Raw genomic sequence first — 12,787 nt, 5'->3', positions numbered from 1 at the left:
GAGATTCATGACGAAGCAAGAAATAATGGGACCTCAGAAGGGTTTCACACTAATTGAGTTGATCGTTGCTCTTGCCATTGGTCTTATTATTAGCGCTGCAGCTTTGCAATTATTCACAGGTGGTTTAATTACGGCAAAAATGCAAGAAGCAAGTGCAGAGTTACAAGATAGTGGTGTGTTCGGTGTTGATTATATTGCTAGAGATATTCGTCTAGCGAATTTTGGAAATGTAAATAATCCAGTGTTAGATACAACAACACCCAATGGCGGAATTATTTTTACCAGTGCTGATCCAGCTTTAGGCAAGGCAAATCTCCAGTTAAAAGATGTAAGTGCGGGATTGTTAACAAAATCAGGAGGTTCTACTGGGACGAGTTCGAGTAGTGATCAACTAACAATTATGTTTCAAGCACCCAATAAAATGATGAATTGTGAAGGTAGAGAAGTACAGGCTAGTGAGTATGTTATTCAACGTTATTTTTTAAGGACAGATAATGGTAACTTGGCATTGGCTTGTGATGCAAACACTCCAGGAAGTAGTGTCCCTTCTATTGCTGGATTAAATGATTCAAACAATGGTGAAGTGATTATGCCGAGAGTGGATCTTGTTAGATTTTACATCGGAGCAAAAGCTGGAAACAATTTTAGCTATTACACAATTGAGCAATTTAAGACTGCAGTAAAAGGGGCGTCCTCTCCCAATATACCTAGAGTTGTCTCGATTAGAATGATGGTTTTGGTTCGCTCTAAAGATCCAATAACAAATAAAAATATAGACCCCTCTAAAGAAAGCTTTAATTTCCCTGATGGTGAAGTGACTTTAACGGATAAAAGCACCAAATATTTACGACGTTTATATACAACAAATATTGCTTTAAGAAATGGCTTAGGAGAGAAGATTTATGAAACATCGAACTAACCTAAGCAAGCAGAAAGGGTCAACGATTATCGTTGTTATGATGATGTTGTTATTTTTAACAATAGTTGGAGTAATGGCGATTCGGACCTCTATGACGACATTGAATATTGCGACAAATGCGCAAATTAGTCAGCTTTCAAGTCAAACGGCTGATACACCAATTAACCAAGTTTTTTTAGAGGATTTAAATAAGCAAGTGAATCTTTCAAGTGTTATAGGTAAGGCTTTGAAAGATGCAGATACAGAACCTGGTAAAGAATATGTATTTTGCTATAAACCTAGAGTGAGTACTCGTTTTGGTTCAGTTACATCTATGGCTGTACTTAGAAATGTGAGTTCTGATGTGGAGTTGGTTGAGGGAAGTACAGATAATTTTTGTAATTTAACCACTGACTTTGGTAGTGCAAGACGAGGTGTAGTGACTCAGGTTTCTATTAAAATTCCAACAGATACATCCGATTTGCCGCCTTTGGCATTACTTGCAAGAAATATTAATGTAAGTGGTGGACAAACAATTCCACAAGGGGTAACTGAGCAAAAACGTATTCGGATGACGACAGTAGCAGTAATGCCCATTTATGCTAAAAACTTGTCCGCTGCTCAAGCATGTTTAAAAGAAAATGTGAATGATAATTCAGATGCGGAAACTAGTGCTCTGCAAACAACAGCACAATGTCTCGTAAATCTTGGTATTCCAGTTAACAGTCAAGTCCAAGAGTTTAATTTACAAACATTTATAAAAATGGTTAAGGCGCCAGTATAAATTTAGGGGAATGTAAAATGATATCTAAAAAGCTTACGGCCTCATTGAATTATGTAGCCAAGCAAAAAAAAATAAATTTAGGCATGGTTGGATTTACAACATTTGTCGGTACATTTCTGATTGTATCTTCTGTCACTCAAGCAAATGATTTACAGATTTATGCTGCACCTACAGCAGGGAAAAAGACGCTGGTGATGATGTTGGATACATCGGGTAGTATGGGACCTGCGAATGGCAGTGGATTCAGTTATAGAGATGATTATGGTTTAAACTGTGGAATAAGTTATACACAAACGGCTTTAGCAACCTTAACCACAAGTTTATCGAATCTTACTAATAATAAAGCATATCGAATTAATTCAGGAACCACTCCTAGTTATGAGCGTAACTTTTGTTATGTCTCTCCTTCTGCTGCAACAGCCGCCGTTAAAAATGAAGTCACTGGGTGTGAGCAAATTAAAAACTCAAGTGGAACAATAACTGGGTATCAATGCTTAGACCGTTTGACTCGTTTAAAAGATGGAATGTTTACTTTCTTAAATAGTGAAGATGCTTCATTAAGACAAGTTCGTGTTGGTTTAGGGAATTATTCTACGAATGGGGATGGTCGTAGTGGTCAAATCTTAGTTCCAGCAAAAGAGCTAGGAGCGGTGAGTTCTACGCAAAGAATAGCATTAAAAAATGCACTTAAAGATTTAACAGCTTACAATGGTACACCTACAGCACATGGATATGCAGAAGCAGCAGCATATTTAATGGGTACTAAAACATTACAATCAGTAACTTTAAATAATGCCCCGATGTTTTTTTCATATTCAACTGGCGGTTGGTGGCCAACAACTTATAATTATCAGTGTAATCAGTGGAATGCTTCAGGAACAAATTGCACCTCTTGGAGTACAGTGAATTCTATCAATACAAGTGGTTTAATAGCTCAATCATGTACTATAAATGGTAATAGTGGTACATGTTATAATAAAACAGGAACTGTTTTATTCTCCAATAGCGATAGTGGATTTACAAAATCTGCTGATGATACAAAAGTCGCTGATAATACAACCTATGACTCTCCACTTCCTGCTGTTGCTGATCGCCAAAGCTGTGATGGGCAAGGGGTGTATATTCTTTCCGATGGCGCTGCTAATACAACAGATGACACTAGATCAAGTAACTTAATGTCTTCTGCCCTAGATACATTAGGTAGTGATTTTAGTTGTGCTGGGGGGCTTTCAGATAACTCTGATGGTGGTTGGCGTTGTATGGGAGAATTTGCCAAAAAACTATTTGATAAAACCAAAAATCCAACAGGTGTCTCTATCCAAACTGCATTTGTGGGGTTTGGTAGCACTATGGATAACTTAAACAATCAATATGTAGAAAATGCTTGCAGACTCAGTTCCCGAACACAGGATGATCGTACTTCAGATGACCAGTGTTCTCCTACAGCACCAAGTTATAAAACAAATAAACCAGGGTATGGTAACGGTGGATTTTTTATTGCAAAAGAATCTGATGAAATTACCAATAGCGTTATTCAATTTATTGATAATTTAGGAAAAAATCCAATAAGCCCATTATCAACCGGGGCGATTTCTGTTCCTGTAGATGCTTTAAGTCCACAATCCTTCCAACCTTATGGATATTTGAGAGCCTTGGAGCCAAAACCAGGGACTCAGAATATCACTTGGACGGGGAACTTGAAAAAATACAGTATTCAAGGTGGCGCTTTAAAATCAGGAAGCAACTTTGTTTTCCAAACCAATGGATTACTCAATCCAAGTTCTCAAGATATTTGGAACAGTAGCTCTTTAACTGATGGTGATGGTGTTACTGCGGGTGGCGTCTATTCAAAAATTAAATTACCGACAGTAGTAAGTCCTAATGGCTATAGACCACTTTTTTCAGATATTAAAAGTGTTGCATCAGGGGGAGTAATTACTTCCACAGATAAAAATTCAGATTTATTTTTAGTCACTCAATCCGCCACCACTGCAACAAATTTACTGGACAAGTTTAAGACAGACAGCAGGTTAAAAAATTTAGCATTAGATATTCAATTAAAGTTATTAAATTACTTAGGTTATAACTTAAGTCTAAGCTCTACGCAGCTTCCAAATAGCCTAGATACACCTAAAGATGCTTTCACATCTATGGGGGCAAGTATTCATTCTTTTCCAGTACAAATGACTTATAAGGGAACATTAGATGCAGATGGCAATTTAAAGTCTACCCGTGATCAGTCAGTGCTTTATGGCAGTATGGAAGGTGCTTTGCGTATCGTCAATTCATTGACTGGTGAAGAGCAGATGGTATTTGTTCCTACTGAAATTTTGCAGGACAGTACTTTATCAAAAGCGCTAAGGAAAGGTGAGTCAGATGTTAATGGAGTTACACAAGGGATCAATGGCGCTTGGGTTGCAGATTCAGATTATAAGGTGACTGGCGGAAATGATACAGAAACCTCAGTCGTTGCAAATAAAATGAATGTATATGGTGGTATGCGTATGGGGGGGAAAAGCTATTATGGCTTAGATGTCCTTAATCCAAGCGCACCTAAATTACTTTTCCGTATTCTTGGTGGGACAGGCGACTACACTCGTATGGGGCAAACTTGGTCTAAACCTGTACTAGCCAATATTCGATATAACAACCAAATTACTCGAGTGATGATTGTGGGTGGTGGTTATGATATGTGCTATGAGAATCCAAGATTTAAACTGAATTCATCAAATTCCAATACAGATTATCCATCTACCTCATGTAACAATAAAGCACAGGCAGATGGTAATGCTGTTTATATCATCAATGCTAAAACGGGTGAGAGAATTTGGTGGGCGAGTAATACTAATGCGAATACCAACAATGCAAATATGACCCATAGTGTGGTGAGTAGAATCAGTACTCTGGATCGTGATGGAGATGGCTTAGTTGATAACCTCTATTTCGGTGATTTAGGCGGGCAAGTATTTCGTGTTGATTTAAATAATGCCAAAAATACTCCAGTAGCATCCTTTGGGAAAAGAGTTGTTCGTTTAGGAAATCTTGCAACAAAAGCGGATGGAACAAGTATTACAAATGGAGATCAACCTCGTTTCTATCAACCACCAACGTTAACTGTACATGATGAAGCGGCCTCAACTTTTGTTATGGTTGGTATTGCATCTGGTGATCGTAGTACACCCTTGGATGTTTCACCGAATAAAGGTCGTGAACTTATGTTACCTCTGAATGAGTTAACTGGACGTCCATCAAATAAAGTTTATGGACTCATTGATCGCGATATTGCTGATAGTGGGTTGATTACAGGTATCAAAGATCCTCAGACAGGTGTTTATAAAGACATTGATCTAAAATCTATTGATATTACTTTAAAATATTTAAAAGAAAATCCACAAAACATAACAGGTATCATTTCTTCGACTTTTTTCCCATACGCTAAAACAGGGATGCAAGGATGGTATCGTTCACTCTCTAGTGATCAGAATGGAAATCCGGTATCTGGTCGAACAGCTGGTGGGGTAAAAGCATTTGAAGAAGAACCTGTTGCAATGACAGGTAGGCTTATTGTTCCAGTTTATGACCCAGAGGGGACAGGTATTGTTGATAAACAAAACCCTTGTCAGCCTCGAATTATTGGTGAAAGTAATACTCAGCAGTTCTGTTTGCCGTATGGGGCTTGTTTAGATTCAAAAGGAGTCGTCGATTGGAACCTTGAAAAAAGTACTGGTTTTCAAATTGTAGATGGCAAGAACCAAAACATCTTAGGGCCTGGTATTCAAGGCATTACTTTTGGTCCAGATGATACTGGTGGTGGAAATAATACTGGTAATAATTGTGGTGCCTTAACTTTGCTGGGTTTACAACAAGGAAAAGGAAGATGGGAGTGTAATAAGATTTTAAACCCAATCCGATGGTATGAAAAATATGTTGAAGCTAAGAAGAATTAATCGATATGGAACTGTGACAAGCCAAGCTTGTCACAGGAATACTTATGGTTTTACATTAATAGAACTAATGGTTGTCATTGTTATCATTACAATTTTAGCAGCTATTATTTATCCAAACTATCAAGATCATGTTCGGCGGGCGGCAGCGGCGCAAGCTCAACAGGAAATGCAGAAAATTGCAAATCAGTTAGAGATATTTAAATCTAAGAATCTCACTTATCAAAATTTTGATTTAAAAAATTTATATAGTTCAAACTCGTCCGAAGTGATTTCAGTTCCTGTTGGATCAACTGGAGATAATATTAAATACAAAATTACACTTAACGATTTATCTAGTCAGAACTTATCGCTGATGAATTCAAGTGTATCTGGATTTGGTTGGGCAATAAAAGCAGAAAGTACAGACGTTAAAAACTATAATTTACTTATGACGAGTGAAGGGCTTCGTTGTAAAACCAAAGATAGTGTCACTTTTATAGCGTGTACAGGTAGTGATGTTACATCATGGTGAAAATTATGAAATCAAAAGGTTTTACATTAGTTGAGCTATTAATTGTTGTTGCAATTATAGGAATTTTAGCTGCAATCGCTTATCCGTCATATCAAGAATATATTGTTCGAACAAATCGAGTTGATGCACAAAGTGAAATGCTTCAGATTGCTCGAAATTTATCCAATTATAAAATGGCGAAAGGCACATATAAAGATGCGAAATTGGAAAACGGAGCATTTGAAGAAGATTATCCGAGTACAGGAGCGACAAAATACAAAGTTAAGTTAGAAATTCCTACAGATAATTTAACATGGTCTTTAATGGCTACCCCAATTTCTGGTTCACAACAAGATGGGAATGGGGATATCGGATTAAATAGCCAAGGGCAGAAATGTTGGACCAAAGGCTCAACCTGCACCCCATCAGCAACCACAAATTGGGATGGCAGATAAAAATCAAATTCAAAATTGTGGATAAATAAAATTTGATCTTTCTTTCAAGCCAAAGATAACGTAAAATATCGCCCTCTATGAAAGGGGTTTGAAATGTGTCGATGGTCGGTACAAGGATAATCCGTAAAAACTATAAGGTTCTATCATGGTTGTAATTCGTCTAGCACGCGGTGGTGCTAAAAAACGTCCGTTCTATCAAGTAATTGTAACTGATAGCCGCAATGCGCGTGACGGTCGTTTCATCGAACGTATTGGTTTCTTTAACCCTACAGCTCAAGGTAAAGCAGAAAAACTTCGTTTAGATGCTGATCGTTTTGCTCATTGGGTTGCTCAAGGCGCTCAACCGTCTGAACGTGTTGCTTCTTTAGCTGCTCAAGCTAAGAAAGCTGCAGCTACTGCATAATTAAACCTTTAATTAGGCAGTAAGCCCATGACACCAGCACAGAATGTGCCCGAAGATCGTATTCAGATTGGACAGCTACGTTCAGCATATGGATTAAATGGGTGGCTCTGGGTCTATTCCAATACAGAACCTATGAGCAACATATTTGACTACCTCCCTTGGTACATTGAGACCAAAGAAGGTTGGCAAATTGTAGACGTAAAACGTTGGAAACCACATGGCAAAGGCTTGGTTGTTTCGTTGAAAAGTGTGAGTGATCGCACTGCAGCAGATAACTTAGTTGGTGCTAATGTTTGGATTTCAAAATCGCAACTGCCTCAAGCAGGCGTGGACGAGTATTACTGGTCTGATTTAAAGGGTCTAATTGTATTAGGTCTGAATGATGAAGAGCAGGAAGTAAATCTTGGTCAAATCCATGAATTGTTTGAAACAGGCGCCAATGATGTCATGGTTGTTCGTGCAACAGCAGATAGCATCGATGGCGAAGAGCGAATGATTCCATGGCATAAAGATGTGGTACAACGCGTTGATCTCGAAGCTGGTCGTATCTATGTCAATTGGGGCGTAGATTTCTAATCCGATAAGGATTGGCGCAGCAGGAAAATAGAGGAGTCTGCGATGTTTTTTGCAGTCATTACGCTTTTTCCTGAAATGTTTGAAGCGATTACAGCGTACGGAATTAGCGGGCGAGCAGCAAAGCGTGACATTGTACAAGTTCATTGTATCAATCCGCGAGAATTTGCTGAAGGTAACTACAAACGAGTGGATGAACGTCCATTTGGTGGTGGTCCTGGTATGGTGATGATGGCTGAGCCATTGGCAAAAGCCATCCACCATGCGAAAGAACTTGCAAAGCAAGCAGGTGCAGTTCAGGTTCCTGTGGTGTATATGTCACCGCAAGGACAGACCTTAAATGAACCAGCAGTACAGCAATTTGTTGAATATGATGGATTAATTGTACTGTGTGGACGTTATGAGGGTGTTGATGAGCGTTTGATCCAAAAATATGTTGATCAGGAATGGTCAATAGGTGATTACGTATTATCAGGTGGCGAACTCCCTGCGATGGTTTTATTAGACAGTATTATTCGACGTTTGCCGAATACCATGTCAGATGAACAATCTGCAGTGCAGGACTCTTTTGTGGATGGTCTTTTAGATTGCCCACAATATACCAAGCCAGATCATTTTGAAGGTTTGGATGTTCCTGAAGTACTTAAGTCAGGGCACCATGCCAATATTGAAAAATGGCGGTTTTTGCAACGCTATCAACGCACTTTAGAACGCCGACCTGAGTTGGTGGAACAAGTTGAGTTGACCAAGCAGCAAAAAAAATGGCTAAAAGATGAGCGAGGGTAGGCAAGCATTGATTATGTTTGTTTGAACGCGAGTCAGAAGCTGTACTTCTAAGTCAGGAAATAGCAATAATTCATGATTATTGCCCTGAGGAATTTAAGTTCCATAAGAAGTCGGCTTCGAGAAAATACTTATTTTTAAGTACTTATATTAGGCTCTTTATTGATCTGAGTAACATCAGAAGTAAAGGGAAAGATAAACGGGTTGATACGCGATTTAGCCTCTATCCCCAGCGGTTGTGCAGACCTCTTCTGTCCCGCAAAACGGAGATTCCCACAATGAGTGGTAAACATCCTTTAGTTCAAGCAATTGAAAACCAACAGTTAAAAACTGATATCCCAGCTTTTGCTCCTGGTGACACAGTTATCGTTCAAGTAAAAGTAAAAGAAGGTGAGCGTGAGCGTCTTCAGGCTTTTGAAGGCGTAGTAATTGCGAAGAAAAACCGTGGCTTGAACTCTGCGTTCACTGTACGTAAAATTTCTAGCGGTGTTGGTGTTGAGCGTGTATTCCAAACTCACTCTCCAATTGTTGCTAAAATCGAAGTGAAACGTCGTGGTGACGTTCGTCGTGCTAAGCTTTATTACCTACGTGAATTGTCTGGTAAAGCTGCTCGTATTCGTGAAAAATTACCAGCACGTAAACAAGGTTAATTTTAACTTTGCTTTACAGCTAAAAAATGCGCCAAATGGCGCATTTTTTTATTTCTTGCTTCTGTTAAAGCCCTTGTAATTTTAGACGATTGGTATGTTCACGGTAGACCTGCACTGGGTCTGGTGAAAAAATTGCACGTAATCCTAAAACTTGATTGACCTCATCTAAGTGGTTCCAGCGGTAATCATCCCGAATAGTTTTACCAAATTTAGCACTACATCGTGAGACTAAACCATCATTATCACGACCAGCGTTAATCAAGAGACTTGTACCAAGTAGAGCAGAATCCAAGTCTAGAAGATTTGTAACAGCCGTATTGCCGGTAAATGAGTAAAATTGAATTCCTTTTTCTTGATACGCCCCTTCACCACAAGTTGTGTTACCGACACCCATGGGAAATTTACTGTTAAAGAGTGCAGAACCTTCAATAGTTAAGCTTTTCCCACCCGCCAAGGCATCATGAGGGAGTTCATTGGGATTAAGACCTTGTGCCCAGACAATTGCTTTTGAAAATAAGTTTACGATACTTACCAATGGGCCTTGGATCGGTGTGCCTTCTACGCTTAAGACTAGGTTTGCAACAGGACTGCCTTTCTGTGGAGAGCCAACAGCTGTGACAGAAGCAATTTGATTAGGCATAATACCTGCGACATAGCGGCTGGTTGGACCGCCATGAGAATGTCCGATCAGATTGACTTTTTGACTGCCAGTAATTGCTAGAATCTCTTCCACTTGTTGTGCCAATTGCTCACCGCGCACTTCGGTAGAATTAAAAGGAGATACTCGTGTGGCCCACGTATTGGCGCCGTTACGAGCCAAATCTGGTAAAATTTGATACCAGTAGTCTAATCCTAAAACATCGCCAACACGAATAAACCCAGCCATACCATGCACAAATACCACAGGATATTTGGTTTTTGCATACTCAGAATTTACTTTGCTAACAGTCACTTGTTGCGCATTAGATGCATGTGCAGTTGTTAATGTACTCGTCAGAAGTAGACTGGCGATAATACGTCCATATTTCATTTTAAAGCTCCATCTATTTTATTATTTGGGGGTTTTAATACCTCAATCTTAAATTTATTGAGTGTAATATATTAATTTTGATCATGTTTTTTTGGATTGTAACTTTGGTTTCTTCGGTTTTTAAATCTAAGTTCAAATCAGATTCTGGAATTCGAAATTCAATACGATGTTGAGTATCAAAAATGGTTCCAGAATCATTAACTATTCAACTATAAAATAGACTGAATGAACAGTACATTTTATCGCCTCTCATCGGCAATATTTACAAGCCTTGTAATTTCAGACGATTGGCATGTTGACGGTATTGATCAAGCGGGTTTGGCGCAAAAAATAGGCCATGTAGTCCTAAAATTTGATTGACTTCATCCAAGTGAGTTTGTCGGTAATTGTCTCGGATTACTTGCCCATAATGGCTATTACAACGACTAACTAAACCATCATTATCTAAATTTTTATAAGACAACGGTGCCAGCGTAGAGATTACACCATCAACAACATCCAAAATGTTGGTGAATTGAGCCGTACCCGTCCAAGAATAATGATAAATACCATTGGCTGTCACTTTTTGACCATCGCCACAGTCTTTTGGAATTGCAGCACTTGGATATTTTGCATTGAACTCAGCAGAGCCTTTCTCACTGATACTTTGTAAAGAGTTATTAAGGCTTATAGAAAGGGAAGGATTACCTTCAAGCAGTGTAATCACAGGTGCTAAGATATATTGACCGAGAATTGTGAGAAGCGCATTTACACCTCGATTATTTACAATATCGTCAGCGACCTTAGAGCCTTTAATTGTTCCAGCAACAGCAGTTAAAGAGGCGACTTTTGTTGGTGCAACGATTTCTATATAGCGAATTGTTGGTCCACCATGACTATGCCCAATAAGATTGACCTTGGGCGAGCCAGTCAGTGCGATCACTTCATCGACTTGCTGTAAGAGCTGTTCACCCCGAACTTGTGTCGATTCCAATGGGGAAACTTGAGTCGCATAAACTTTTGCGCCATTACGGGCTAAATCAGGGAGGATCTGATAGAAATAATCTAAGCCAAAGGATGAGGTTCCTAGACGGGTAAAACCGAACATTCCATGATTAAAGACAATGGGGTATTTAGTTTTTGCATAGTCTGAACTAACATAACGTGGGTTTACCGTTTGTAATCCAGACGCAGATGCAGTCATCGAACTGAGTCCAATGATTAAACTTAGGGCGAGAATATTGATGTTAAATTTCATTTTAAAATACTCTTTTTGTTTTAAGTGAATTATTGATCAACAAGTAGTCTATGTTGCAAGCTAAAATTTGCTTACAACCCTTATGATTTCAAGCGATGGGTATGTCATCATTTTCATTATTACCTGAAACCAAAAGTGCGAATTGCATTAAAGCTTTGTTAATCCCTAACAAATTTCTAGTCTTTGTTAACCCTCCTATGAGATTGTCATAAATATTATTTTCAAATTTAACAGCATCTTTGATATGTGAAATTCCATAAAATTCTTACGCTTAGATTTAAAATCAAAGACGTAGAATGTGGCATAAACTCAGAATTAAATATTTTTTGTTTCTGCCTTTTTATCATTTTATGGCTGCTTTAAATATTTATAGACTAATTCGCAAAAGGTAGTTTGCCTCCTTGATCATGCACTGTTTCGAAAGTTTGTAATCTGAGTTGTTCTTGCTGATTTGCAAATTGTTGTGCTTTTAATTGTTCTACAGCACGCTGTTTGGCTGAGTCACTCAGATTACTTTTGAGGATGTTGTCACGCTCAGCAAGGTATTGATTGACTTTGCCTTTCCAATCACTTCTTTGTACATCAAGTGTTTCTAAGCGTTGTGTCGCTTCTGGTCCCACTAGATTGGTGCGCATTTGACGAAGCTCTTCCGCAGAACCACCACGTGCCTTAATCTCCGCTGTCAATTTTCTTAAGTCTTCAAGTTGATTCAGTTGTTTTAAGTTTTCTTTCCAGTCTTCTGGAAGTTGCTCGAAAAGTTCTTTGAGTTTTTGCGCTTTTTCAGCCGTAGATAATTTTTGATTATCCATAATTTCTAGACGGTCTACGGTATATTGGTCATAGGTGTCCTGTATACCGAATAAGCCTTGAATTTCATAATTTGAGAAGAATTTTTTTCTTAAGTTTTGAGTGTTGACCAAGATCTGCTGATAGTACTTTGCACTTTCTTTATCTGCAGTGGGTGCTGGTAAATCGCCTAATTTACTTCTGTAATCGATATAACGTGTCCATAGATTATTTAATTGCGATAACACAGGCTCTTTATAGCTGATTTTGGTATAACTGAGAAAATCTGCTTTGATTTGCTCAATGGTTTTTTCACCATATTGTGTAATGAAATATTCAAAACAATCTTTGGTCTGCTCATTAACAATTAAACGATTGGAAGCATCAGCGCGGATTTGACAATTGATTTGCGTATCTTGTTGGCTTTTACTGGCAAAGTTCTGTGCTTCAGATGCAGCGAGCTGAGTTGAAGTCAATGGTCCAGTCTGCTGCTGAAGTGCTTTTTCAGATGTTGATGTTGTTTCAGTAGACTCTGTATTTGGTTTTAGCCAAAAAATCACGGCTAAAAGAATGATCAAGAGACTACCAATGATTATCCCAATCATTTTTTTAGATAGATCCATCTAATATTCCTACAATTTTTAGTCTTTTTATTGAAAATAAAATTTGCCATAGAATTCTAAATTTCAAACAGAAAATTTGTAAAAATAGACGAATGGTTTTTGCTAAAATAGCGCATTATTCTCCGTAT

General features: G+C 38.4%; 12 protein-coding genes. 9 read left to right on the top strand and 3 right to left on the bottom strand.

Features of this window, described 5'->3' with window-relative positions; all coding sequences use genetic code 11:
- Positions 1-7 precede the first annotated feature (7 nt).
- The 9 genes from AC2G3J_RS18200 to rplS all read left to right on the top strand — a co-directional run bounded on the left by AC2G3J_RS18200 (position 8) and on the right by rplS (position 8,983).
- The gene (locus AC2G3J_RS18200; protein WP_336952286.1) at positions 8-919 is read left to right on the top strand and encodes a PilW family protein; all 912 of its coding nucleotides are present in this window, start codon (positions 8-10) and stop codon (positions 917-919) included.
- The gene (locus AC2G3J_RS18195) at positions 903-1,682 is read left to right on the top strand and encodes a pilus assembly PilX family protein (protein WP_336952285.1); all 780 of its coding nucleotides are present in this window, start codon (positions 903-905) and stop codon (positions 1,680-1,682) included. The genes AC2G3J_RS18200 and AC2G3J_RS18195 overlap by 17 nt, the downstream gene beginning before the upstream one ends.
- Before the next feature lie 83 nt (positions 1,683-1,765).
- Positions 1,766-5,629 carry a pilus assembly protein gene (locus AC2G3J_RS18190; protein WP_483771090.1) on the top strand — a complete coding sequence of 1,288 codons (3,864 nt, stop codon included), beginning with the start codon at positions 1,766-1,768 and terminating at the stop codon, positions 5,627-5,629.
- Positions 5,607-6,140: a type IV pilin protein gene (locus AC2G3J_RS18185; protein ID WP_336952283.1), complete on the top strand. Its 534-nt coding sequence runs from the start codon at positions 5,607-5,609 to the stop codon at positions 6,138-6,140. The genes AC2G3J_RS18190 and AC2G3J_RS18185 overlap by 23 nt, the downstream gene beginning before the upstream one ends.
- A gap of 2 nt (positions 6,141-6,142) precedes the next feature.
- A complete protein-coding gene (locus tag AC2G3J_RS18180) occupies positions 6,143-6,574 on the top strand; it encodes a type IV pilin protein (protein WP_483771089.1) in 432 nt (143 codons plus the stop codon).
- Positions 6,575-6,719: 145 nt separating this feature from the next.
- Positions 6,720-6,977: a 30S ribosomal protein S16 gene (gene rpsP / locus AC2G3J_RS18175; RefSeq protein ID WP_004718284.1), complete on the top strand. Its 258-nt coding sequence runs from the start codon at positions 6,720-6,722 to the stop codon at positions 6,975-6,977.
- Between the two features lie 27 nt (positions 6,978-7,004).
- On the top strand, positions 7,005-7,553 hold the full coding sequence (rimM, locus tag AC2G3J_RS18170; RefSeq protein ID WP_336952281.1) for a ribosome maturation factor RimM: 549 nt from the start codon (positions 7,005-7,007) through the stop codon (positions 7,551-7,553).
- 42 nt (positions 7,554-7,595) lie between these two features.
- Positions 7,596-8,336 (top strand): tRNA (guanosine(37)-N1)-methyltransferase TrmD, encoded by a 741-nt coding sequence (trmD, locus tag AC2G3J_RS18165; RefSeq protein ID WP_419327023.1) that lies wholly within the window; start codon positions 7,596-7,598, stop codon positions 8,334-8,336.
- A gap of 275 nt (positions 8,337-8,611) precedes the next feature.
- A complete protein-coding gene (gene rplS / locus AC2G3J_RS18160; RefSeq protein WP_234623337.1) occupies positions 8,612-8,983 on the top strand; it encodes a 50S ribosomal protein L19 in 372 nt (123 codons plus the stop codon).
- 64 nt (positions 8,984-9,047) lie between these two features.
- Here rplS and AC2G3J_RS18155 read toward each other — a convergent pair whose 3' ends face one another.
- The 3 genes from AC2G3J_RS18155 to AC2G3J_RS18145 all read right to left on the bottom strand — a co-directional run bounded on the left by AC2G3J_RS18155 (position 9,048) and on the right by AC2G3J_RS18145 (position 12,659).
- The gene (locus tag AC2G3J_RS18155) at positions 9,048-10,013 is read right to left on the bottom strand and encodes a lipase family alpha/beta hydrolase (protein WP_336952279.1); all 966 of its coding nucleotides are present in this window, start codon (positions 10,011-10,013) and stop codon (positions 9,048-9,050) included.
- 262 nt (positions 10,014-10,275) lie between these two features.
- Positions 10,276-11,250, bottom strand: a complete 975-nt coding sequence (locus AC2G3J_RS18150; protein WP_336952278.1) for an esterase/lipase family protein — start codon at positions 11,248-11,250, stop codon at positions 10,276-10,278.
- A gap of 374 nt (positions 11,251-11,624) precedes the next feature.
- Entirely contained in the window at positions 11,625-12,659 is a 1,035-nt protein-coding gene (locus tag AC2G3J_RS18145; protein ID WP_483770402.1) for a lipase secretion chaperone, read from the bottom strand.
- Positions 12,660-12,787: the final 128 nt, after the last annotated feature.

This window comes from Acinetobacter legionensis, from assembly GCF_057165765.1.
The sequence above is the reverse complement of the archived record's forward strand: the minus strand, read 5'-3'. Positions and strand labels throughout refer to the sequence as shown.